Here is a 22,281-nt window from a genome sequence, read left to right as displayed (position 1 = left end):
CGGATGAAAAGCCATGCACGACGAATCGAAGAACAAACCCGAAGCGAACGCGGAAGGCGCCGACCCCGCGCGTCGCAACTTCATGAAGAACAGCGCGCTGGTCGGCCTGGCCGGTGCGGCAGGACTGGCGTTGGCGGGCTGCGGTCGCAAGGGTGATCACGGCGGCGCGGAAGGTGCCGCCGGGCACGACGGCAAACCCCGGCGCGAGCACGGTGAGCACGAAGCGGCCTCCGACCACGTGCCGCCCGGCCAGCTCGACGAGTACTACGGCTTCTGGAGCGGCGGACAGTCCGGCGAGGTGCGCCTTGTCGGCGTGCCCTCGATGCGCGAGCTGATGCGCATCCCGGTGTTCAACCCCGACTTCACCATCGGCTGGGGCGTCACCAACGAGAGCAAGCGCGTGCTCGGGCCGAACTTCCCGCCCGGCGGCGACTGCCACCACCCGCACATGAGCCAGACCGACGGCCACTACGACGGCCGCTACATCTTCATCAACGACAAGGCGCACACCCGCGTGGCGCGCATCCGCTGCGACGTGATGCGCACCGACCGCATCACCGACGTGCCCAACGTGCAGGCGATCCACGGCCTGCGCGTGCAGCGCGCACCACGCACCGGCTACGTGTTCGCCAACGGCGAGTTCCTGGTCCCGGCACCGAACGATGGCCGCGACCTGGACGATCCGGCCAAGTACCAGACCATGTTCAGCGCGCTCGACGGCGACACCATGGAAGTCGCCTGGCAGGTGCTGGTGGACGGCAACCTGGACAACACCGAGGCCGACTACGCCGGCAAGTACGCGATCTCCACCTGCTACAACAGCGAGGGTGGCATGGACCTGCCCGGCACCATGCAGGCCGAGCGCGACTGGGTGGTGGTGTTCAACATCGCCCGCATCGAGGAGGCGGTGAAGCAAGGCAAGTTCAAGACCATCGGCGGCTCGAAGGTGCCGGTGCTGGACGGTCGCCACGGCTCGCCGTTCACCCTGTACATCCCGATTCCGAAGAACCCGCACGGCATCAACGCTAGCCCCGACGGCAAGTATGTGGTGGCCAACGGCAAGCTGTCGCCCACCGTCACCGTGATGGAGTGGAGCCGCATCGACGACTGCTTCGCCGGCAAGCTGAAGGACCCGCGCGACACCGTGGTGGCCGAGCCGGAGCTGGGCCTGGGACCGTTGCACACCGCCTACGACGGTCGCGGCAACGCCTACACCACGCTGTTCATCGACAGCCAGATCGCCAAGTGGAACATCGCCGACGCGATCGCCGCCCACGACGGCAAGAAGGTCAACTACCTGCGCCAGAAGATCGACGTGGCCTACCAGCCCGGGCACTGCCACACCTCGATGGGCGAGACCCGCGACGCCGACGGCAAATGGCTGGTGTCGCTGAACAAGTTCTCCAAGGACCGCTTCCTGCCCACCGGCCCGCTGCATCCGGACAACGACCAGCTGATCGACATCTCCGGCGAGACCATGAAGCTGGTCGCCGACGGCCCGGTCTACGCCGAGCCGCACGACGTGATCCTGCTGCACCGCCGGCTGCTGATCGACAAGGTGAAGAAGAGCTGGGACCGCGACGACCCGTTCTTCGCCGAGACGGTGGCGATGGCGAAGAAGCACGGCGTCAACGTGCTGTCCGACAGCAAGATCATCCGCGAAGGCCGCAAGGTGTTCGTGTACATGACCTCGGCCGCGCCGATCTTCAGCATGGGCAGCTTCAAGGTGAAGAAGGGCGACGAGGTGACCGTGGTGGTGACCAACATTGACGCGGTGGAGGACGTGAGCCACGGCTTCTGCATCGTCAACTACGGCATCAACATGGAGATCAGCCCCGGCGCCACCGCCTCGGCCACCTTCACCGCCGACAAGGCAGGGGTGTTCTGGTACTACTGCACGTTCTTCTGCCATGCGATGCACATGGAGATGAGCGGGCGGATGCTGGTGGAGGCCTGAGTCATGCCGTGCCGCCGCGCAGCACGCGGCGGCACGGCATGGCCTTCCGCTGCCATGCATACGCTTCGTTGCCTCGCCATCCTGCTCCTGCTGCTGGCGCTGCCGGCACATGCGGACGAATCGCTGGAACAGCTCGTGGCCGCAGCGGCGCCCGGCGCCACGATCAGCGTGCCGGCGGGCGTGCATGCGGTGCATCTGAAGCTGGACAAGCCGCTCACCCTGGTCGGCGAACCCGGCGCGATCCTCGACGGCGGCGGCTCGGGCGACGTCGTGCGCATCCGTGCGTCGAACGTCACCGTGCGCGGCCTCACCCTGCGCCGCAGTGGCAGCGACCTCACCGCGATGAACGCGGGCATCTTCATCGAGCGCACAGCGCGCGACGTGGTCGTCAGCGGCAATCGCATCGAGGACAGCCTGTTCGGCGTCTACCTCGACGGCGCCGCCAACGTGCGGGTGGAGCGCAACGTGATCCGCGGCATGCGCAATCTGCGCGTGGCCGATCGCGGCGACGGCATCCACCTGTGGAACGACACCGGCTGCACCATCGAGGGCAACGACGTAGCCGGCTCGCGCGACGGCATCTACGTCTACGTCAGCCCGCACAACACCATCGCTCGCAACGTGCTGCACGACGTGCGCTACGGCGTCCACTACATGTATTCCCAAGACAACCTGCTGCTGGACAACGTCAGCCGCGGCAACCTCGCCGGCTACGCGCTGATGTCCTCGCACCACCTGAAGGTGATCGGCAACAGCTCCGAGGACGAGAGCTCCTACGGCTTCCTGCTCAACTACATCGCGCACAGCGAGATCGCCGGCAACCGCGTGTACCGCATCAAGGGCCAGAGCGACGACGCCGGCGGCACCATCGACGGCACCGAGGGCAAGGGCCTGTTCGTCTACCTGTCGCAGTTCAACAGCTTCCACGACAACCTCGTCGCCGACTCGCAAATCGGCATCCACGTGACCGCCGGCTCGGAGGACAACCGCCTGTGGGGCAACCACTTCATGGACAACCGCGTCCAGGTGAAATACGTGCAGAACCTGGCGCAGGAGTGGTCCGAGCGCGGCCACGGCAATTTCTGGAGCGACTACCTGGGCTGGGACCTGGATGCCGACGGCATCGGCGACATCCCGTTCCGCCCCAACGATGGCGTCGACGTGCTGCTGTGGAAATACCCCTCCGCGCGCAACCTGATGTCCAGCCCCGCGGTGCTACTGATGCGCTACGTGCAGCGCGCCTTCCCCGTGTTCACGCCACCCTCGGTGCAGGACAGCCACCCGCTGATGAAAACTTCCCCGGCCACGCCATGAACCACCCGATCGAATGCCACGCACTGGCCAAGCGCTACGGCGACCTCGCCGCACTCGACGGCGTCAGCGCCGCCGTGCCACGTGGCCAGGTGATCGGCCTGCTCGGCCACAACGGCGCGGGCAAGTCCACGCTGATCAAACTGATTCTCGGCCTGATCGCACCCAGCGGCGGCCGGCTGCAGGTACTCGGCCACTCGCCGTGGCGCGCGCACGCGCTGCGCCGGCGCATCGGCTATCTGCCCGAGAGCGCCACCTTCTACGGCAACCTCAGCGGCCGCGAACTGCTCGACTATCTGGCGCGGCTGAAGCAGGCGCCGCGCGCGCAGGTGTCCACGCTGCTCGAACGCGTCGGCCTGGCGCACGCCGCCGACCGCCGCATTGGCACGTATTCGAAGGGCATGCGCCAGCGCCTGGGCCTGGCGCAGGCGCTGCTCGGTTCGCCCGAACTGGTGCTGCTGGACGAGCCGACCACCGGCCTCGACCCGCAGGCCACGCGCGAGTTGTACCGCATCGTCGGCGAGCTGCGCGCGGACGGCCGCTGCGTACTGGTCTCCTCGCACCTGCTGGCCGAGCTGGAACCGCACATCGACGGCGCACTGATCCTGCGCCAGGGCAAGTTGCTTGCGTCCGGCAGCCTGCATGCGCTGGGCGAGCAGGCCGCGCTGCCGGCACAGGTATTGCTGCGGCCGCGCGAGCTGGCGATGGGCGAACTGCTCGCGCGCCTGGAAGCCGGCGGCCTGTCGCCACGGTCGCGCCCCGATGGCCGGCTGGAACTGCAGGTGCCACGCGCCAGCAAGCTGCGCATGCTGCGCGAGCTGCTGGCCGATCCCGCGATCGCCGATCTCGACGTGCGCGAGCCGACGCTGGCGCAACTCTACGACTGGCTCGGCGCCGGCCCGCCATCCACCGCGGAGATGGCCGCATGAACCCGATCCTCACCGTCGCCGCCAAGGAGTTCCGCGACGACTTCCGCAACCGCTGGACGATCGCGCTGACCATCCTGTTCGCGTTGCTGGCGCTGGGCATCGCCTGGTTCGGCAGCGCGGCGGCCGGGCGCGTCGGCTTCACCTCGTTCGACGCCACGCTGGCCAGCCTGACCACGCTGGGCGCGTTCGTGATTCCGTTGATCGGTCTGCTGATCGCCTACGGCAGCATCGTCGGCGAGCGCGACGACGGCACCTTGCTGCTGATGCTCAGCTATCCGCTCTCGCGCGGGCAACTGGTGGCCGGCAAGTTCCTCGGCCACTGCGGCGCGCTGGCCGCGGCCACGCTGGCCGGCTTCGGGTTCGCGGTGGCGATCATGCAGTGGATGCAGCCGCCGGAGCAGACGATGCAGGCGTGGCTGCAGATCGGCCGCTTCATTCTCAGCGCCTCGCTGCTCGGCGCCAGTTTCGTCGGGCTGGCCTGCCTGATCAGCGTGCAGACCGCCGACAAATCCCGCGCCGCCGGGCTGGCGCTGGTCGGCTGGCTGGTCAGCGTGGTGCTGTTCGACCTGGCGCTGCTGGCACTGCTGGTGGTCAGCGGCGGCAACCCGCTCGAGCGCGCGGTGTATCCGTACCTGCTGCTGCTCAACCCGGTCGACGTGTTCCGCCTGGTCAACCTCACCGCGCTGGGCGACGGCGCCGGCAACGACCTGCTGACCGGCATGACCGCCCACCACGTCTATCCGCCCGCCCTGCTCTACGCGCTATTGCTGGGCTGGGCGGTGGCGCCGTTCGCGTGGGCGATGCTCGCGTTTCGGCGCAAGGAAATCTGAAGGAGTTCGCGCGTGCCCTGCCCGCCGATCATCCCCCTGCGCCGCGCTGCCTTCGTGCTGGCGCTGGCCCTGCTCGCCGGTTGCGGCGGCAACCCCGCACCCGCACGCCACGCCGTCGACACCCACCCGGACGACGCCTGTGCGGTATGCGGCATGTACCTGGATGGCTCGCCTGGCCCACGCGCGGAAGCGTGGGTGGCCGGCCGCGCGAAGCCGCTGGTGTTCGATTCCACCCGCGACTTCTTCGCCTACGTGCTGCAACCGGAAAACCAGGCTTCGCTGCAGGAGTTGTTCGTGCAGGACAGCGCACGCATCGACTGGCAGCAGCCCGCCCACGCCGCGGTCAGCTTCATCGACGCACGCACCGCCTTCTACGTGGCCTGGCAGCCACTGGCCGGCTCGATGGGGCCGACCCTGGCGCCGTTCGCCAGCCGCACCGTCGCCGAAGCGTTCGTGCGCGAACATGGCGGCGCCGTGCTCGGCTTCGCGGAGGTCACGCCCGCACTGGTGGCCACGCTGGACTACCGCTGCCCCGCCCGGGCCACCGGCGCTCACGGCACGCTGCAATGCCTCGCCGCGCCCTCGCCGTCGCTCGCCCTGTCTAGCCATCCGCCAGCCGCGCCTTCGCCGACGCATCCACACCCCCATCCATGACAGGAATCCGCACCATGCTCGGACTGAACAGCTTTTCGCACTGGATCGTGTTGCTCGTACTGGTTGTGCTGATCTTCGGCACCGGCAAGCTGCGCAACGCCGGCCGCGACCTCGGCAGCGCCATCGCCGATTTCCGCAAGGGATTCGGTGACGGCAAACCGGACCGCGCCGCACCGTCGGCGGCGCAACTGGACAGCAACCACAAGCCGCCGCGCTGACACGTGGCTCTCCCTCGCCGGATGGCCTGCTCAGTGTTCCAGCGCGGCAGCCACCGTCTCAGGCAAGGTGTTCAGTGAGAACGGCTTCTGCAGCACGCGATAGACCAGCGCCTGCAGCGCTGGCGGCAGCGGCGATGGCGCGTAACCGGTCATCAGGATCACCTTCAGTTCCGGACGCAGCGTCTTGCCGATCCGGGCGACCGTATAGCCGTCGATGTCGGGCAGCTTGATGTCGCTCAGCAGCACGTCGATGCGCTGGTCGGATTTCAGGGCCTCGACCCCGCTGCTGCCATCGCTGGCTTCGACGACGCCGTACCCCGCGTCCTGCAGGTTTTCCATGACCAGTTCGCGCAGGAAGGCCTCGTCTTCGACAAGCAGGATGCATGGTGCGGAGGGATCGGGGGAAGACATTACGCTACCTCGGAGGTCGCTTCGTCGGCGACGTGCGGCAAGACGATGTGGATGGTGGTGCCGCGGCCGGGCTCGCTGTCGATGCTGGCCAGTCCGCGAGACTGCACGGTGAAACCGAAGATGGTGCTGAGGCCCAGGCCGGTGCCCTTGCCGACCGGCTTGGTGGTGAAGAATGGCTCGAAGGCCTTGCGGCGAACTTCCTCGCTCATGCCCATGCCGTTGTCGACCACCCGCAGATGCACGTAGTCGCCGTTCGGCAGGCCTTCCATGGGGTGATCGGCATCGATGCGCAGGTCGTCCACGCCGATGACGATGCGCCCGCCGTCAGGCATCGCATCGCGCGCGTTGACGACCAGGTTCAGTATCGTGTTTTCCATCTGGTTGGCATCGCAGAGCACGGGGCGATGCGAGTCGAGCCGGTAATCGATTTCCACGCCGCTGCCCACCGAATGCTCCAGCAGCGGGTGGATGTCGCGAACCAGCACATCCAGCCGCAGCGACCGGGGCGACAGCGGCTGTTGCCGCGCGAAGCTGAGCAGGCGCTGGGTCAGGCTGGCCGCCCGATCGATGCCGTCCTGCGCCACGTCGAGGTAGTGCCTGATCCGCCGTTCCCGCGCTTCGCGGCCATCGTCTGACTCGCGCTTCCGCGGCGGCGAGGCGGACGTGCCATCCGCCGACGGGTCGCCCTGCAGCAGTTTCTGTTGCAGCAGGGTGAGACTGCTCTTGATGATCATCAGCAGATTGTTGAAGTCGTGCGCGATGCCGCCGGAAAGCTGGCCGATGGCTTCCATCTTCTGGCTCTGCCGCAGCGCCTCCTCGGTACGCGCGCGCTGCGCCATCTCGATGTTGAGTCGCTCGTTGGCGTCGGCCAGTTCGGTGGCGCGCCGGTGCAGGGCATCGTGGGCGCGGGTCAGCACGCCCTGCGCCACCGCCAGCGCGGAAAGCATCAGCACCGCCATGATGGTCAGGAGCGCCACGCCGCTGTAGCGTGCCAGTTGCACCATCAGCGGCGTGTCTGCGGCGCGCAGATACACCCGGCCAACGGTGGTGGCGCCCTGGCGCGCCGGCACTTCCACCAGTTGCCGCTGGTGCGGCGCGCGGCCGTCAGCGGCCGGGCTGTCAGCGATCGGCTCGCTGCCCGTCCGCTGGAAGCCGGCCACCTGGCGGTGCGCCTCGTTGTACACCGCCGCCGCATCCAGCCGGGGGTCGAGCATCAGGGCGTTCACGTATTCCTGCGCGGCCACGCGGTCATCGAACGCGATCGCCGCGGTCACGCTGGCGGCCAGGATATTGGCCTGGGTGATCAGCTGGTGTCGCCGCTCGATCCGCGCCGAATGGTATTGGTAGGCAGCGGCAAGCGCGCCGGCGATCAGCAGCATGCCGGCCGCGACCAGCAGCATCACGGGCCGGAACGTGTAGGGCCGGTGGTCCGCGCGTGCCTTCATCGCGAATTGACCTTCAGGGCCAGGCTCAACAGCTTCGAACTGATCGTGAGATGGTTGCGTGCGGCGGCGGCGATATTGATCTCGAAGCCGACCCGGCCCTGGCGTATCACGAACTGCACGATGCCCCGCTTATCCGGCGCGGCGGAGTCGACCACGGTCAGCACCGGCTTGCCGTCCACCGCAGCCAGCGCCTGCCGCGTGGTCTGCGCCGGCAGCTGACTGATGAAGGCGATCTGGCAACCCGCGTCAGCTGTCAGCGCATCCAGCCGGAGCACTTCAAAGGCATGCGTGCCGAAGCGACGCCCGGCCACCGCGTCGGCCAGAAAGCCGCGGAACGGGTCGCCGCCGACCACGCAAATCCTGAAAGGCACATCCGGGCTGGCGAACTCTTCGGGCGGCCAGTTGACGAAAGGCGCCAGCTTGTAGAGATACGTCGCCTTGACCGCGTACTCCAGCGAGATCGCCGGTGGCGCTGGCGACGCCTGTCGTGGCAATTGCACCGCGTTCGCCGCCGCCACACCCGTCGCGTACAGCAGCAGGATGACCAGACAGGCCGGGCCGCGGGTACGCACCGCGTGCCATCCCGTGCGCAACGCGGCCACGGCACGCAGGGCGTGTCCGGACGCGGCGTGATGGGGCGGGATCGGCATGTGCTCAGAATTTCAGGCGGGCATCGAACAGCACGCTGCGTCCGATGCGGTCGCTGTCCGGGAACACGTATTCCTGATGCCACGAGTGCAGCAGGCTGGAGCCGGACAAGGCGAGATCCAGTTTCTCATTCACCCGCCAGGCCAGTCGCGCGTCGAGCTCCACGTAGCCGGGCACCTTCGGGTCCGGCAAGGCACTGACCCCGCGCAGTTCGGCCACCAGAGTCCAGCGATCCGAGAGGTTCATCACCGACCGGATGAAACCGTGACGCTCGGGGTCATCGCCGGCCTGCGACAGGCCCAGCAGGCCGCTCGCACCCGGCTTGAAGCGCAGCCGTTGCCGCTGCGTGGCGAAGCCTGCGCCCAGACGCCAGGAGTCGCCGATCGCGTAGCTGCCCCACGCTTCCAGCCCCCAGGTATGGCCTTCCATGCCATTGCCCCACAGCAATGGAAGCAGCGTGGGGGAATACTCGATGGTCCGCAGGTCGTCGTAGACGTTGTAGTACGCCGAAACCGATACGGTCGCCCGCGTGGCCACCTGTGCCCGCCAGCCGGCTTCATAGGCGGTCAGCTGCTCGCGTCTGAAGTCCGGATTGCCGACCAGGAACGTGGTCGAACCGAGTTTCTCGATGACATCCTGGTCGAACGGCGTGGGCGTGCGCACCGCACGCGAAGCGGCCGCCCACAGCAGCACGTTCCCACCCGGCTTCCATGACAGTTTTCCGCTGGGCATCAGCGACACGCCCGAGTAGGGATCGTCCTCGGCCTTGAGGCCCAGCGTCAGCTGCACGCGCGGGCCCAGCCCGATCTGGTCCTGCACGAACGCGTTCGCCAGGTTCTGCGTGTTCACCGCCGGGTCCCACAGCAGTGAACTGGCCGGACTGATCCGCGGCTTGATGTCGTAGCGATAGTTCCGGTTGCCCGCGCCCCAGACGACCTGGTTGTGCTCGCCGAGGGCGAAGTTGTGCTGCAGCTCGATGTCCCAGGTGTCGAGCGCGAAACCTTCTCCACTGGCGTCGTTGCGACGATGCACATGATCGTAATAGGCCTGCACCTGGAAGCTCGAGGTGTCGCTGATCGCATGCTGCCAGCGCGCCAGCACGTCGCCTTCGGTGCTGCGCGAGTCGGGCGCGCCGGCCTGCTCGGCGCGGCCATCGTGCAGGTCGCCCTGCAGCATGACGGCATCGGCCGCACCGCCATCCCAGTCCAGCCGGAAACCGACCTGCGGATTGCTCCAGCCGTTGCGCGCGTCGTGCCCGGCGCTGTTGTCGAACGAATCCCGGCGAACGTCCCGCGCGTAGACCCGGTAATGCGCGTGTTGTCCCAGCACGCCGCCGTATTGCACGGACGCGCCGCGCTGCAGGTTGCCCACGCCCACGTGCAGCACCCCGCCCCGGGTGTCGGCAGCCTTGCGGGTGATGATGTTGATCACGCCGTTGACGGCATTGGCGCCCCACAACGCACCACCGGGACCGCTGATGACTTCGATGCGTTCGATGTTCTCGGGCAGCACGTACTGGTCATCCCAGTACATGCCGGAGAATATCGGCGAATACACGCTGCGACCATCGATCAGCACCAGCAGCTTGTTGGGGAAATTCTGCGCGGTGTTGTTGCCGCTGAACCCCCGCGCGGTGATCACGTAGTTGCTCGGACTGGTCTGGAATACCGCCAGGTTGGGCGCCAGTCGCAGGATGTCCGGCAGGCTGGTGGCGCCCGATCGCAGGATGTCGTCGTGGCCGATCACGTACACCGCTGCCGCGGCGTCGCCCAGCGGTTCGGGGGTCTTCGCCACCGAGGAGACCACCACCTTGCCCAGATCCTCCAGCGAAAGATGGCTGAGATCCTGCGGCAGTGACACGGCGCTGGCCACGTCGACCGACAGCGCCAACAGGCCCAACGCGACCACGCCGGGCCGACACGCGCGCATCGCCATGCTCCTCATGTCGCGATCCTTACGCAAGCGCTACCCGAACAGCACATGAAAGCCCCCTGGCACGCCCCGGATGCCGGCATCGGGCGATATTATGCCGCCGATGCTCATGGCGACATGTCTAGGGCTTCTTCACACTTCGCGGTGGCACCTCCCTTCGCCTTGTGCCAGGCGCTCGCCCCGCGCCTATCCCAGCAGGCGTTCGCACACCGCCCGATACAGCGCCGGAAGCGCGTCCAGATCCGCCACGTCCACGCATTCGTCCACCTTGTGGATGGTGGCGTTGACCGGGCCGAGCTCGACCACTTCGGCACCCATCGGGGCGACGAAGCGCCCGTCAGAGGTACCACCCCCGGTGCTTTGCTCGGGATCGATGCCGCACAGCTCGCGGCAGACCGCCACCACGGTTTCGCGCAGGACACCGCCGGTTGGCGTGAGGAAGGGTTCGCCGGAGAGGTTCCAGTCCAGCGCGAAGTCCAGGCCGTGTCGTTGCAGGATCGCCTCAGTGCGGGCACGCAGATGCTCGGCGCGGCTGGCGGTGCAGTAGCGGAAGTTGATCAGCGCGGTGAGTTCGCCGGGGATCACGTTGGTGGCGCCGGTGCCGGCGTTGAGATTGGAGAACTGGAACGAGGTGGGCGGGAAGTCGTCATTGCCTTCGTCCCAGCGTTCGGCAGCCAGTTCGGTCAGCGCGGGAGCAAATGCATGGATCGGGTTCAGCGCCTTCTCCGGATACGCCACGTGGCCCTGCACGCCCCGCACCACCAGCGTGCCGGACAGCGATCCGCGGCGGCCCACGCGAATCAGGTCGCCCAGCCGTTCCTTCGAGGACGGTTCGCCCACCACGCACCAGTCGATGCGTTCACCGCGTTCGCGAAAATGTTCGACCACCCGCCGCACGCCGTCGAGATTGGTCGGGCCTTCCTCGTCGCTGGTCAGCAGCAGGCCGACGCGGCCACGATGCGCGGGATGCGCCGCCACGAACTGCTCCAGCGCCACCACCATCGCGGCCACCGAGCCCTTCATGTCGGCCGCGCCTCGGCCGTATAGACGTCCGTTCCGGACGGCCGGCTCGAACGGCGGACTTTGCCAGGAGGCTTCCGGGCCGCTGGGCACCACGTCGGTGTGGCCGAGGAACGCCAGCGTCGGGCCGGCGTCGCCATGGGTGGCCCACAGGTTGTCGACTTCGCCGTAGCGCAGGTGCTCGACGCGAAAACCCGCACGCGCCAGCCGTCCGCTGATCAGCGGCAGGCAACCGGCATCTTCCGGCGTTACCGAACGGCGGCGGATCAGCTCACAGGCAAGCTCGAAGACGTCGGACATGGGCACTCGTGATAGTCACGCAGGGCAAGAGCCGCAGCATACCAAGCGCGCCTGCCCGGGGGCTCAACCGGTCAGCACCACGCCCAGCAGATGGCCCACCCCGTAGGTGATCGCGGCGGCCGCGGCGGTGATGCCGAACTGGCGGGCGATCGAGAACAGCATGCTGCGCCCGGTGAACAGCGAGGTGCCGATGCCGATCAGGGCCAGCCCGGCGGCGGTGGAACACGCGCTGGCCAGCATGGCGACATCGCCACCGAGGAAAAAGTACGGCGCCACCGGAAACAGCGCGCCACAGGCGAACAGGCAGAACGAGGAGATCGCCGCGCCCCAGGCCGAACCGCCCAGTTCAGCCGGGTCGACGCCCAGGTCTTCGCGCACCAGCATGTCCAGCGCCGCGCGCGGCGTTTCGGCCACGTGCCCGGCCAGGTGTTCGGCCGCCGCCGGTTCCAGTCCCTTGTCGCGATAGATGCCGGCGATGTGTGCCAGGCCGTCTTCCGGCGCCACTGCCAGACGCTCGGCGCGCTCGGTGATCTGCGCCTGGTAGAACTCGCGCGAACTGTTGACCGACAGCCATTCGCCCAGTGCCATCGAGCATGCCCCGGCGACCAGTCCGGCCAGACCGGCCAGCAGCACGGCGCGATCACCCGAGGCGGCGCCGGCCATGCCCATCACCAAGCTGACGTTGGAAACCAGCCCGTCGTTGGCGCCGAGCACGGCGGCGCGCAAGGTGTTGCCGCTCTGGGCGCGATGGCGCAATCCGTGCGGACCGGCCGGCTGCGGCAACGGGAAATGGTCGCGATGGCCGCTGCGGTCGACCGGCGTGACGGCATGGTCGGCGTGTTCCAGCCGCACCACGGTCGGCATCACGAACTCGGTGCCGAAGCGTTGCGCGAACCAGCTCAGCGTGCGCACGCGCAAGCCGATCCGCGGCGACGGCACGGCCTCGCCCAGTTCGCGCAGGCGCTCCTCCCAGAACTGCGCATTGGCCCGCTCGCCCGCCGCGATGCGTCGATAGGCCTGGCCCAGTCGCGCATCATCGGCCAGCTCGGCCAGCCGCGCGTACAGTGCGGCGTTGTCGCGCTCGATGCGAAGGTTGCTGCGGAAGCGGCGGATGCGGTGCGTACTCATCGTGGTCAGTCGTCGAGCTCGTCGTCACGCTGGCCCAGGTAGACCAGCGCCAGCAGCAGCACCACGACGAAGCGGAACGCGCTGGCCAGCCCGTTCCACTGGCTGGACATCCACATGCCGAACCATTCGCCGCCGATCGCCATGAAACCGCCCAGCCACAGCAGCACGCCGACGCCGAGCCCGGCCACGGCGAGGCGCTTGGCACGATGGAACAGCGCGGCCGGTGAACGGCGCGCGCGCCACAGGCGCCACGTCCCCAGCCCGCACAGCACGGCGGCCAGCGTTTCGATGGCGATGATCAGCACGTAAGCCGCATGCTGCAGCAGCGGCGCATGGATCGCGCGGTAGTGGATGGTGGCGTCCGGGAAGATCGAGTCCATCGCCAGCACGTGCTGCACGAAGACCAGGTTGCTGCCGTAGTCGGTGAGGTTGCCGAACGCGACCAGCGCCAGCCACAGCGCGATCGTCCCCATCAGCCCGATCTTCGAAAGCCGCGTCGGCATGTCAGCGGCCGAACAGTTTCTTGAAGCCGTTGTCGCTGAAGCCCACGCTCACCGTGCCGTCGGGCTGTACCACCACCGGGCGGCGGATCAGCGCGGGATATTCCTTCAGCAGCAGCGTCCACTCCGGATCGCTGCCGGGGTTCTTGCGCTGCGGCAGCAGGTTGCGCCAGGTGGTGGAGGACTTGTTGACCAGCTTCTCCCAGCCGCCGAGCTGCGCGGCCCAGTCCTTCAGCGTCGCCGCCGGCACCGGATTGGCGCGGTAGTCGACGAAGTCGTGCGCCACCTCGAAACGGGCCAGCCAGTTGCGCGCCTTCCTGCAGGTGTCGCAATTCGGAAGTCCATGCAGCACGGGGTTCATTCGCCACTCCGCAGCAGTTCGTTGATGCTGGTCTTGCCACGGGTCTTCTCGTCCACCTGCTTGACGATGATCGCGGCGTACAGGCTGTGGCTGCCGTCCTTTGCGGGCAGGCTGCCGGCCACCACCACGCTGCCGGCAGGCACGCGGCCGTAACTCACTTCGCCGGTGGCGCGGTTGTAGATGCGGGTGGACTGCCCCAGGAACACGCCCATGCCGATCACGCTGCCCTTCTCCACCACCACGCCTTCGACCACTTCGGAGCGCGCGCCGATGAAGCAGCCGTCCTCGATGATGGTGGGATTGGCCTGCAACGGCTCCAGCACGCCGCCGATGCCGACGCCGCCGGACAGGTGCACGCCGGCGCCGATCTGCGCGCAGGAGCCCACCGTGGCCCAGGTGTCGATCATGCTGCCGGCACCGACATGGGCGCCGATGTTGACGTAGCTGGGCATCAGTACGGCGTCCTTGGCGATGTGCGCGCCCCGGCGCACCAGCGCCCCGGGCACCACGCGCGCACCGAGCTGCTCCAGCTCGGTGTCATCGCCGTGGGCGAAGCGCAGCGGAACCTTGTCGAAGGCCTGAGCCGGACCACCGTCGACCACGCGGTTGTCGTTGATGCGGAAGTACAGCAGCACCGCCTTCTTGATCCACTGGTTCACCGTCCAGCCGCCGTGGCCGTCCGGCTCGGCCACCCGGCGCTCACCGGATTCCAGCAGGTCGAGGACCTGGCCGATCGCCGGGCGCAGACGGGTCTCGATCTCGGCCGGGTTCAGCGTGTTGCGACGTTCAAAGGCTTCGTCGATCAGGGTTTCGATGGCTTGCATGGGGTTCATTCGCAGAAGATGATGATGACGGTCGGCCGGTGCGGCCACCAAGAATACAGGCCGGATCGGCATTTGCCTGCCCGGCTTCATCCGTATTTGACGACGGCGCATCCATTGTTTCACAGCACTCAACGGAGTCGGAAATGAACCAGATCAAGATTGGCGTGATGGTGGGAAGCCTGCGCATGGATTCGTTCAATCGCCGACTGGCCCGGGCCGTGGAGAAGCTGGCTCCCGACGATCTCGCCTTCCGGCACATCCAGATCAACGACCTGCCGCTGTATTCGCAGGATTTCGATGCGGCCTACCCCGCTGCCGCCACCCGACTGAAGAAGGACATCGAGTCCGTCGATGCCCTGCTCTTCGCCACACCCGAATACAACCGCTCGATTCCGGGCGTGCTGAAGAATGCGATCGATATCGCTTCGCGGCCCTGGGGCACCAACTCGTTCGCCGGCAAGCCCGCGGCCGTCATCGGCGCCTCGATCGGTTCCACCGGCACCGCCCTGGCGCAGCAGCATCTGCGCAACGTGCTCGCCTACCTGGACATGCCCGTGCTGGCCCAGCCGGAGGTGTTCATCCATTTCAAGGAAGATCTTGTCGGCGAGGATGGCAGCATCGGCAATGATGGAACCCGGAAATTCCTGCAGGGCTTTGTCGACAACTATGTCGCCTGGGTCAGGCGATTCATTCGGTAAGCAAGAAGCGCGACGCGTGTGCTGGTCGCGCGCGTCGGCACGGCGCTGTCGGAAACTGTTGGGGCTTCCTGCGCCAGGCGCCGTGACACGGACTTTCGGGTGCTCCGATCAGCGGATCGAACAGGCGATCGGGGCAACTCCCTTCACCATCACGAGACGTCCTGCGGGTCCATGATGCACCCGTACCCGCGCGTGCAACCGGAACGCGCGAGGGGTACCGTTTCGTCATCTCCCCCCCTGGAGGAAGCCCATGCACGAGCAGATCAGTCAAGGCTCCATGGTTTTCGTTACCGATGGTGCCGACGGCATCGGTGCCGTGCGGGAGATCAGGCGCGGCTTGCCCGAGCTGCTGATCTACATCGAAAACGCCGGAGACTTCGTGATACCGATATCGGCCGTCAAGGATGTTCATTCCGGCAAGGTCGTGCTGGATTTCGACAGGCTGGATCTGCGCCTGCGCAATGCCATCCGCCATGCGCGCGATGCGGAAGACCGCAATTACGTCGCACCTGCTTCGGGGGAAGAGGAAGAGTAGCCGTCGACATGCGCCAGGCCGATCACCCCGCGACCTGGAGAACGCTTTCCGGCAAGACCTCCGGCTTGTCGACGGAACCCCTCATGGCATGATCAACCGAGACGAAGAACGACTGAACCGCCAGCTGGACCGGTTCGAACGCGAGTTGCCCGCGTCGTTGAGTCGAAGCATGCGCTGGCTGCGCGAACCTTCGTCGCGGTGGATCCGGATTCCGGCCGGTCTGCTGCTGATCGCTGGTGGCATTTTCAGCATCCTGCCCCTGCTGGGCCTGTGGATGCTGCCGCTGGGGCTCCTGCTTCTGGCCCAGGACCTGCCCTTCCTGCGGCGCCCGACGCGGAGCGCCCTGCTGTGGATGGAACGGCGCTGGGTACGCTGGAAACGGCGCCGCCGCGACAGAGCCGGATAATCAGAATGCCGGCCCCCGCCGATACCCGCCGCGAAACCCGATCCGTGCCATCAGAAGCCATTCCGGCGTCCACCCATAAATCGCTGGTGCATGGCATTTAAAGCCGTCAGTGACTGGTTTTGTGTGGATAATTCGTGATAATGGCGCGATCCCACCTGGAAGGCGGTGCAAACCCATGACGCAATATGATCTTGAGTCTTTGTTGGCACCGATCGGAGATGAATCCCCGTCGGGTGACGATCTCGAATACGATCCCGAATTCCTCGCGCTGGAACGCGCCGCCGCGCCAAAAGCGGAGCGCGCGATCGGCGACAACGTCAAGGCCGCGGAAGAGCCGGACTGGGAAAAGGTCGCCGAACTGGCCGAGGCCCTGCTGCACCGTTCCAAGGACTTGCGTCCGGCCATCCACCTCACCACCGCCTGGATGCGCACCTCGGGCATGCGTGGATGGAGTGCCGGGCTCAGCCTGATCCGCGGGCTGCTTGAACACTTCTGGGACACCGTCTATCCGCAGCTGGAAGCCGAGGACGACAACGATCCGACCATGCGGGTCAATTCGGTCGTGCCACTCGGTGACCTGCAGGGCGTGCTGCGCTATTTCCGCACCACGCCGTTCGTGCAATCGCCGCGGATGGGCCGTTTCGACCTGCGCGACCTGCGCATCGCCAACGGAACGCTGAAGGTCACGACGGAAGGCGAGCCCGGTCCGTCATTGACCGAGATCGAAGCCTGCTGCATGGACTGCTCCGAAGACGACCTGGTGGCGGTCACCGCCGCCATCGGCCAGTCGCTGGAAAGCGCCAAGGCCATCGACGGCATTTTCAACGACCGTATCGGCACCGCCGGCCCGGACCTCAAGAATCTGCTCAGCGATATCTACGAACTGAAGAAGTTCCTGGACCCCCAGCTGGCACGCCGGCTTCCGCAGGAAGGCGCGGGTGGTGAAGGTGAGGCGGGCGAAGGTGGCGGCGAAGGCGGAACCGGCGGCACCCGCGCATCCAACGGCGCCATTTCCGGGCCGCAGGACGTCATGCGGCGGCTGGACGAGCTGTGCGACTACTACTCGCGCAACGAACCGTCGAGCCCGGTGCCACTGCTGCTGCGGCGCGCCCAACGACTGGTCGGCATGGACTTCATGGACCTGCTGAAGGATCTCGCCCCGGGCGGCATTTCCGAGCTGCGCGTGGTTTCCGGCACGCCCGAAGACGAATAGCCCGAAGACGACCATCCCGAAGACGAGCCGGCCGCAGATCCGATCCGGCAGTTGCAGGGGCAGGCTTCAGTAGACGCCCTTGCAGCTGTTCGCGCCGGAACGAACGAAGAGCTGACGCACCGATGGGTCCCAGCTAAGGGTCAGGCCAGCCGGCAGTCCCGCGGTGATGCCGGCCGAAGCGATCTGGCTGATCGGCCCCACCGTGGTGGTGCGGCCATCCGCGAAGGTGACTCCCGCGCTGATCGTGTAGCGCAGCGGATCGGTGCACGTCCCGGTGTCCACCTGCCTCGAAACGGTGTTGCCGCCGGAAAAGTCCGGCATGGTGCCGGCGATGGGTGGCCCGACCTTCTCGCTGCCGTCACCGGCACGGCACGTGGTGGTCAATACGTAGCTGATCGAAAGCCTCGCCGGGGTGGCCACCTGTACCACGGCCACCGCCTCGGGCTGGGCGCCGCAGCCAAGCAGGAAAGCCTTGCGCCTGGACGCCACGTGGAGCACGTAGCTGCCAGGATCGATTTTGGCGCCTGCGGGCAACTCCAGCTCGATCCGGGCGGGCGAGACCCCGGTCACCTTCGGCTGCACCGCCTGCGGCTTGCCCTGGGCATCGGTGGCAGTGACCTTGGGGTCCTCACACTGCGCATCGAACAGGTTGGCTCCCACCAGCGCGAAGCTGGTCTTGCCGGGGATGTTTCGCAACACGAACAGCGGGCGATGATCTGCAGTCTCGACGGCATCGACGACCGGTGGCAGCTTCGCTCCGTCCGACGCTTCGGCAAGCTGGGCCACCGTCGTCGCCAGCGCATCGGCCATGGCATTTGCGTCCGTGTCCAGGCAACCCTTGCTGGCTTCCAGAAACGCCTGCACCCGCTGGCTGGCCGCATGGGCACGATAGGCGTTGCTCTTGGGTTTGGCGTCGATGATGTCGATCGGCTTGTCGACGTCCTTGCCCAGCGATTTCCGCAAGGCCTCGCTCATCGTGGCGAGACGCTCGCTGGTCGCCCCCAGGCTGGAGCCCGGCATGCCGGCCGCACGAGCGGACAGCTCATGCTGGGCCGTGCCCAGTTCTTCCAGGATCGCCGTTCCACTCAGTCGCGGCGCAAGCTGCGCCGCGAGTGGCGTAACCCACCCCGGCGCCAGCAATCCGACCAGGACGGCCGCGCCGAGCTTCAGCATGCTCATCGGCGACCATTCATCATGAAGCCCACCATCCCCACGGTGTCGCCTTCCTGGCAATCCTGCTGATCCGGCTGGTCCGGATCGCACCCGCTCTGTTGATCAGCCGGCAAACGCACGCCGGACGGCACGATGCCGTAGGAGCGATAGTTCGCCGTGATCACGCTGGGGTCGATGTAGGAGTCACCGTGATTGCCGTTCTGCGCACTACCTGCACCGGTTGCGGTCGGCACGTTGATCGCGAAGCCGCCACCCAGCGGCAGCAGGTTGCTGTTGCTGTCGATCGCGTAGAAGTAAGCGGGCGGGAACCCGACATTCGCGATCATCTGCAAGCCGGTACCGACCACGTAGATCGGCGCCGAAGCCTTGCCCATCCGTCCGGTGGAGCCCCAGATACCCGTGCTGTTGTAGAGCGGCGTGGTGCCCAGCTGGAACAGGTCGCCGTTGGTCACCGACAGATAGGTGGCCGCCGTGCCCGCGTTGACCGTGAACGTGCTGCCATCGACCGACGCGAGGGTCAGGGTCTTGTTGTTGGTCATGCTGAAGCCACCCGGCGACGAGAAGTTGCCAAGTGTGTCGACCATGTTGTTGATGCGACCCGAGGCACTGCCCAGGGTGGTGGCGCCCGCCGCGCTTCCGCTCAGGGTGCTGGCCGTGATCAGGCCGCCGGAGCCTTCGGTGATCGCGCCAGCGGACTTCAGCGTGGTCTTGGTGCCGCTGATCGCCCCGTTGATGGACAGTCCGCCGGAGGTCGTGGTCAGGGCCAGGGCGGAGCCGCCGTTGACCGCGCCATTGACCGTCAGCGCCTGCGCATTGCTCAGCGCGAAGTTCGCTGCACTGAAGCTGCCCAGGATGCCGATGTGGTTGGCGCCGGTGAGGGTTGTCGCACCGACCGACTGGCCGCTCAGGGTGCCGGCCGTGATGCTGCCGCCGGCGCCTTCGCTGATCGCACCGGCCGACTTCAGCGTCGTCGTGGTGCCGCTGATGGCACCGTTGATGATCAGGTCACCCGCGGTGGTGGTGAGTGCCACGACTGGGCCGCCATCGAGTGGCCCGACCACCGTCAGCGTCTGTGCATTGGTCAGACTGAAGTCCGCCGTGAAGCTGCCCAGCGTGTTGATGTGGTTGCTGCCGTCCAGCGTCGTATTGCCGGTCGACTGCCCCGTCAGCAGATTCGCGGTGATGCTGCCTGCCGCGCCCTCGGTGATCGCACCGGCGGAGTTGAGCGTGGTCGTGGTGCCGCTGACCGCCCCGTTGATCGCGAGATCGCCAGCGGTCGTGGTCAACGTGGTACTGGCGCCACCTTGCAGCGGACCACTCACGGTCAGCGAGCGCGCATTGGTCAGGCTGAAGGCCGTCGCGCTGAAACCGCCCAGCGTGGTGATCTTGTTGGCCTGGTTCAGCGTGGTGCTGCCGCTCGAACTGCCGGTCAGCGTGCCGGCGGTGAGGATGCCACCGCCCTGGCTGATGTTGCCGGTGGAGTCCAGGTTCACCGTCGTGCCGGTGACGTTGTTGCCCAACGCCAGATCGCCAGCCGAGGTCAGCGAAACCTCGTCACCCGTGACGGCCGTGTTCACGCTCAGCGCCCCGCTGGTCGTGGTCAGGCTGATGTCGCCAGTGCCACCCGTGGTGGTCAGCGGACCACCCACACTCAGCGCTTGCGCATTGGTCAGGGCGAAATTGGCGGCGCTGAAGCTCCCGAGCGTGCCGATGTGGTTGGCCTGGTTCAGCGTCGTGTTGCCGACCGAGCTGCCATTCAAGTTGGTCGCGGTGATGCTGCCGCCACTGCCTTCGGTGATGTCCGCGGCGGAGTTCAGCGTGGCCGTGGTGCCGCTGACCGCACCGTTGATGGCCAGGTTGCCGGCCGTGGTGGCCAGGGTCGTGCTGGTGCCGCCGCTGACCGGACCCGTGACGGTCAGTGCCTGCGCGTTGGTCAATGCGAAGCCAGCCGCCGTGAAGCTGCCCAGCGTGCCGATGTGGTTGCTGCCGTTGAGCGTCGTTGCTCCGCCCGAGTGGCCTGTCAACGTGGTTGCCGTGATGGCACCGCCGGCGCCTTGGCTGATCGCCCCTGCGGAGGCGAGTGTCGTCGTCGTGCCGTTGACTGCCGCGTTGATCGCCAGGTTGCCGGCGGTCGTGGTCAGCGCCGTACTGGCGCCACCGTTCAGGGCGCCGGCGATGGTCAGCGACTGTGCATTGGTCAGGGCAAAACCCGCAGCACTGAAACTGCCCAGGTTGGTGACATGATTGCTGCCGTTGAGCGTGGTCGCACCCGCCGACTGCCCGGTCAGCGTCGCGGCGGTGATGTTGCCACCAGCCCCTTCACTGATCGTTCCGGCTGACTTCAGTGTGGTAGTCGTGCCGCTCACCGCACCGTTGATGGCCAGGTTCCCTGACGTCGTGGTCAACGCCGTGCTGGCTCCGCCATCGACTGCTCCGGTCACGGCCAGCGACTGTGCATTGGTCAGCGCAAAGCCGGCAGCAGTGAAGCTGCCCAGGGTGCCGACATGGTTGACCCCGGCAAGACTGGTTGCGCCTGCCGAATGACCGGTCAACGTGGTCGCCGTGATGCTGCCCGCCGGTCCTTCGTTGATCGTCCCGGACGAGTTCAGGCTCACTGCCGTGCCGTTGAGCACGCCACCCACGGTCAGGTTGCCCGAATTCACCGTCAACGCGCCCGTGCTCACCGTCCCGAGCGTCAAGGCATTGATGTCACTGATCTGCGTGGCGCCACCGGCGAGATTGACCACGCCACCGAAGTCATTGCTGCCGCCAGCGAGGGTAATCGCGCTGGTGCCGGCATTGACCGTGGTGGTGCCCGCCACGGCCAGCGCCGCGCCCGTCTGCGATACCGCCCCGCTGCTGGTGATGAGCAAGTTGCCACCCACCGTGGTCGCGCCCAGCGTCGTGCTGGTCCCGGCACCGGTCGTGGTGATCGTGAGCGTGCCGGCCGCGTTGCCGCTGACGCCAAGATTGCTGCTTGCCGTCACCGCCGCGATGCCGGAAGTGGTGCCGCCGACCCCCGTCGTACCCGCACTGGACAGGTTCACATTGACCGGCGTGGTGTAGCCCGAGTAATCCAGGCTGCCGTTGCTGCCAGCATTGAGGTTGCCCGAGATATCCCCGTCGGCCCCCGAATGCATGAAGAAGTGGCCGGTACCGGTGTCGATCAAGTTGCCGATGCCGGAGAAGGTCCCGGCCAGATTGGTCACCGTACCCTGGTTGTGGCCGGTGAGGCTCCAGTTCTGGTTGGATGCGGTCAGCGTGCCGGTGCCGGCATCGGCGATGTTCTCGAACGAGGTCCAGACCAGCGTGCCGCCGTTGCCGGCGTTCGCGCCGGTCAGGGTGTAGGTCTGGCTGCTGCCACTGATCGTGTCCGAGGCCGAACCACCCTTCACCGTGGTGATGCCGCTCCAGCCGCCGGTGCCGGTGGCCGTGCCGCCCAGGCCCACGTTCACCGCCGTCGTGTACGCGCTGTAGTCCAGCGTGCCTGCGCTGCCGGCCGTCAGCATGCCGCTGACGCTCGCACCGTTCGCAAACACGAAGTTGCCCGCTGCGCTGTCGCTCAGGTTCTCGAACGAGCTCCAGCTCAACACGCCATTGTTGCCGGCGTTCGCGCCGGTCAGCTGATACGTCTGGCTGCTGCCGCTGATCGTGTCCGACGCCGAACCGCCCTTCACCGTGGTGATCCCGCTCCAGCCACCGGTGCCGGTGGCCGTACCACCCAGGCCCACGCTCACCGCCGTGGTGTACGCGCTGTAATCCAGCGTGCCCGCACCACCGCCCGCCAG

General features: G+C 67.1%; 21 protein-coding genes. 10 read left to right on the top strand and 11 right to left on the bottom strand.

Annotated elements, in window-relative coordinates; translation table 11 throughout:
* The first annotated feature begins 13 nt into the window (after nucleotides 1-13).
* Genes nosZ through tatA form a run of 6 tightly spaced genes read left to right on the top strand, consistent with a single transcriptional unit; the run spans nucleotide 14 to nucleotide 5,899 of the window.
* Nucleotides 14-1,957 carry a TAT-dependent nitrous-oxide reductase gene (gene nosZ / locus AC3A56_RS10695; RefSeq protein ID WP_487770314.1) on the top strand — a complete coding sequence of 648 codons (1,944 nt, stop codon included), beginning with the start codon at nucleotides 14-16 and terminating at the stop codon, nucleotides 1,955-1,957.
* Between the two features lie 54 nt (nucleotides 1,958-2,011).
* Nucleotides 2,012-3,271 carry a nitrous oxide reductase family maturation protein NosD gene (locus AC3A56_RS10690; RefSeq protein WP_487770313.1) on the top strand — a complete coding sequence of 420 codons (1,260 nt, stop codon included), beginning with the start codon at nucleotides 2,012-2,014 and terminating at the stop codon, nucleotides 3,269-3,271.
* Complete coding sequence (locus AC3A56_RS10685) at nucleotides 3,268-4,197, top strand: ABC transporter ATP-binding protein (RefSeq protein ID WP_487770312.1); 930 nt, start codon at nucleotides 3,268-3,270, stop codon at nucleotides 4,195-4,197. Before AC3A56_RS10690 ends, AC3A56_RS10685 begins: the two co-directional genes overlap by 4 nt.
* A complete protein-coding gene (locus AC3A56_RS10680; protein ID WP_487770311.1) occupies nucleotides 4,194-5,027 on the top strand; it encodes an ABC transporter permease in 834 nt (277 codons plus the stop codon). The genes AC3A56_RS10685 and AC3A56_RS10680 overlap by 4 nt, the downstream gene beginning before the upstream one ends.
* A gap of 12 nt (nucleotides 5,028-5,039) precedes the next feature.
* Nucleotides 5,040-5,681 (top strand): nitrous oxide reductase accessory protein NosL, encoded by a 642-nt coding sequence (locus AC3A56_RS10675; protein ID WP_487770310.1) that lies wholly within the window; start codon nucleotides 5,040-5,042, stop codon nucleotides 5,679-5,681.
* A 14-nt stretch (nucleotides 5,682-5,695) separates the two neighbouring features.
* A complete protein-coding gene (gene tatA, locus AC3A56_RS10670; RefSeq protein WP_487770309.1) occupies nucleotides 5,696-5,899 on the top strand; it encodes a twin-arginine translocase TatA/TatE family subunit in 204 nt (67 codons plus the stop codon).
* A gap of 30 nt (nucleotides 5,900-5,929) precedes the next feature.
* Here tatA and AC3A56_RS10665 read toward each other — a convergent pair whose 3' ends face one another.
* The 9 genes from AC3A56_RS10665 to dapD form a co-directional block, all read right to left on the bottom strand.
* Nucleotides 5,930-6,310, bottom strand: coding sequence for a response regulator (locus AC3A56_RS10665; protein ID WP_487770308.1), 381 nt, complete (start codon nucleotides 6,308-6,310; stop codon nucleotides 5,930-5,932).
* Entirely contained in the window at nucleotides 6,310-7,755 is a 1,446-nt protein-coding gene (locus AC3A56_RS10660) for a sensor histidine kinase (RefSeq protein WP_487770307.1), read from the bottom strand. The genes AC3A56_RS10665 and AC3A56_RS10660 overlap by 1 nt, the downstream gene beginning before the upstream one ends.
* Nucleotides 7,752-8,405, bottom strand: a complete 654-nt coding sequence (locus tag AC3A56_RS10655) for a TOL_0243 family YfiR-like periplasmic protein (protein WP_487770306.1) — start codon at nucleotides 8,403-8,405, stop codon at nucleotides 7,752-7,754. Before AC3A56_RS10655 ends, AC3A56_RS10660 begins: the two co-directional genes overlap by 4 nt.
* Nucleotides 8,406-8,409: 4 nt before the next feature.
* Complete coding sequence (locus AC3A56_RS10650) at nucleotides 8,410-10,332, bottom strand: TOL_0244 family TonB-dependent receptor (RefSeq protein WP_487770305.1); 1,923 nt, start codon at nucleotides 10,330-10,332, stop codon at nucleotides 8,410-8,412.
* A gap of 189 nt (nucleotides 10,333-10,521) precedes the next feature.
* A complete protein-coding gene (gene dapE / locus AC3A56_RS10645; RefSeq protein ID WP_487770304.1) occupies nucleotides 10,522-11,655 on the bottom strand; it encodes a succinyl-diaminopimelate desuccinylase in 1,134 nt (377 codons plus the stop codon).
* 63 nt (nucleotides 11,656-11,718) lie between these two features.
* The gene (locus AC3A56_RS10640; protein ID WP_204109202.1) at nucleotides 11,719-12,783 is read right to left on the bottom strand and encodes a VIT1/CCC1 transporter family protein; all 1,065 of its coding nucleotides are present in this window, start codon (nucleotides 12,781-12,783) and stop codon (nucleotides 11,719-11,721) included.
* 5 nt (nucleotides 12,784-12,788) lie between these two features.
* Nucleotides 12,789-13,286 (bottom strand): DUF2165 family protein, encoded by a 498-nt coding sequence (locus AC3A56_RS10635; RefSeq protein WP_487770303.1) that lies wholly within the window; start codon nucleotides 13,284-13,286, stop codon nucleotides 12,789-12,791.
* 1 nt (nucleotide 13,287) lies between these two features.
* Nucleotides 13,288-13,644, bottom strand: a complete 357-nt coding sequence (locus AC3A56_RS10630) for a Spx/MgsR family RNA polymerase-binding regulatory protein (RefSeq protein WP_487770302.1) — start codon at nucleotides 13,642-13,644, stop codon at nucleotides 13,288-13,290.
* A complete protein-coding gene (dapD, locus tag AC3A56_RS10625; RefSeq protein WP_056716441.1) occupies nucleotides 13,641-14,468 on the bottom strand; it encodes a 2,3,4,5-tetrahydropyridine-2,6-dicarboxylate N-succinyltransferase in 828 nt (275 codons plus the stop codon). The genes AC3A56_RS10630 and dapD overlap by 4 nt, the downstream gene beginning before the upstream one ends.
* 143 nt (nucleotides 14,469-14,611) lie before the next feature.
* Between dapD and AC3A56_RS10620 the strand changes: the two genes are divergently transcribed.
* The 4 genes from AC3A56_RS10620 (at nucleotide 14,612) to tssA (ending at nucleotide 17,320) form a co-directional block, all read left to right on the top strand.
* Nucleotides 14,612-15,166 (top strand): NADPH-dependent FMN reductase, encoded by a 555-nt coding sequence (locus AC3A56_RS10620; RefSeq protein WP_487770301.1) that lies wholly within the window; start codon nucleotides 14,612-14,614, stop codon nucleotides 15,164-15,166.
* Between the two features lie 250 nt (nucleotides 15,167-15,416).
* The gene (locus tag AC3A56_RS10615) at nucleotides 15,417-15,701 is read left to right on the top strand and encodes a hypothetical protein (protein ID WP_487770300.1); all 285 of its coding nucleotides are present in this window, start codon (nucleotides 15,417-15,419) and stop codon (nucleotides 15,699-15,701) included.
* An 88-nt stretch (nucleotides 15,702-15,789) separates the two neighbouring features.
* On the top strand, nucleotides 15,790-16,107 hold the full coding sequence (locus tag AC3A56_RS10610; protein ID WP_487770299.1) for a hypothetical protein: 318 nt from the start codon (nucleotides 15,790-15,792) through the stop codon (nucleotides 16,105-16,107).
* 175 nt (nucleotides 16,108-16,282) lie between these two features.
* Complete coding sequence (tssA, locus tag AC3A56_RS10605; RefSeq protein ID WP_487770298.1) at nucleotides 16,283-17,320, top strand: type VI secretion system protein TssA; 1,038 nt, start codon at nucleotides 16,283-16,285, stop codon at nucleotides 17,318-17,320.
* A 66-nt stretch (nucleotides 17,321-17,386) separates the two neighbouring features.
* Here the strand turns inward: tssA and AC3A56_RS10600 are convergent, their stop codons facing one another.
* Nucleotides 17,387-18,499, bottom strand: a complete 1,113-nt coding sequence (locus AC3A56_RS10600) for a hypothetical protein (RefSeq protein ID WP_487770297.1) — start codon at nucleotides 18,497-18,499, stop codon at nucleotides 17,387-17,389.
* Nucleotides 18,496-22,281 (bottom strand): beta strand repeat-containing protein (locus AC3A56_RS10595; protein ID WP_487770296.1); only part of this gene is annotated, 3,786 nt, incomplete at its 5' end. The genes AC3A56_RS10600 and AC3A56_RS10595, both read right to left, overlap by 4 nt.

It is taken from the genome of Rhodanobacter sp. Soil_C_14 (assembly GCF_057657335.1).
This window is presented reverse-complemented; position numbering and strand designations above follow the sequence as displayed.

Excerpts from the sequence above, each read along its gene's own strand:
- nosZ (WP_487770314.1), top strand. The coding sequence starts at position 14 with ATGCACGACGAATCGAAGAACAAACCCGAAGCGAACGCGGAAGGCGCC.
- AC3A56_RS10690 (WP_487770313.1), top strand. The coding sequence starts at position 2,012 with ATGCATACGCTTCGTTGCCTCGCCATCCTGCTCCTGCTGCTGGCGCTG.
- AC3A56_RS10685 (WP_487770312.1), top strand. The coding sequence starts at position 3,268 with ATGAACCACCCGATCGAATGCCACGCACTGGCCAAGCGCTACGGCGAC.
- AC3A56_RS10680 (WP_487770311.1), top strand. The coding sequence starts at position 4,194 with ATGAACCCGATCCTCACCGTCGCCGCCAAGGAGTTCCGCGACGACTTC.
- tatA (WP_487770309.1), top strand. The coding sequence starts at position 5,696 with ATGCTCGGACTGAACAGCTTTTCGCACTGGATCGTGTTGCTCGTACTG.
- AC3A56_RS10665 (WP_487770308.1), bottom strand. The coding sequence starts at position 6,310 with ATGTCTTCCCCCGATCCCTCCGCACCATGCATCCTGCTTGTCGAAGAC.
- AC3A56_RS10660 (WP_487770307.1), bottom strand. The coding sequence starts at position 7,755 with ATGAAGGCACGCGCGGACCACCGGCCCTACACGTTCCGGCCCGTGATG.
- AC3A56_RS10655 (WP_487770306.1), bottom strand. The coding sequence starts at position 8,405 with ATGCCGATCCCGCCCCATCACGCCGCGTCCGGACACGCCCTGCGTGCC.
- AC3A56_RS10650 (WP_487770305.1), bottom strand. The coding sequence starts at position 10,332 with ATGCGCGCGTGTCGGCCCGGCGTGGTCGCGTTGGGCCTGTTGGCGCTG.
- dapE (WP_487770304.1), bottom strand. The coding sequence starts at position 11,655 with ATGTCCGACGTCTTCGAGCTTGCCTGTGAGCTGATCCGCCGCCGTTCG.
- AC3A56_RS10640 (WP_204109202.1), bottom strand. The coding sequence starts at position 12,783 with ATGAGTACGCACCGCATCCGCCGCTTCCGCAGCAACCTTCGCATCGAG.
- AC3A56_RS10635 (WP_487770303.1), bottom strand. The coding sequence starts at position 13,286 with ATGCCGACGCGGCTTTCGAAGATCGGGCTGATGGGGACGATCGCGCTG.
- AC3A56_RS10630 (WP_487770302.1), bottom strand. The coding sequence starts at position 13,644 with ATGAACCCCGTGCTGCATGGACTTCCGAATTGCGACACCTGCAGGAAG.
- dapD (WP_056716441.1), bottom strand. The coding sequence starts at position 14,468 with ATGCAAGCCATCGAAACCCTGATCGACGAAGCCTTTGAACGTCGCAAC.
- AC3A56_RS10620 (WP_487770301.1), top strand. The coding sequence starts at position 14,612 with ATGAACCAGATCAAGATTGGCGTGATGGTGGGAAGCCTGCGCATGGAT.
- AC3A56_RS10615 (WP_487770300.1), top strand. The coding sequence starts at position 15,417 with ATGCACGAGCAGATCAGTCAAGGCTCCATGGTTTTCGTTACCGATGGT.
- AC3A56_RS10610 (WP_487770299.1), top strand. The coding sequence starts at position 15,790 with ATGATCAACCGAGACGAAGAACGACTGAACCGCCAGCTGGACCGGTTC.
- tssA (WP_487770298.1), top strand. The coding sequence starts at position 16,283 with ATGACGCAATATGATCTTGAGTCTTTGTTGGCACCGATCGGAGATGAA.
- AC3A56_RS10600 (WP_487770297.1), bottom strand. The coding sequence starts at position 18,499 with ATGAGCATGCTGAAGCTCGGCGCGGCCGTCCTGGTCGGATTGCTGGCG.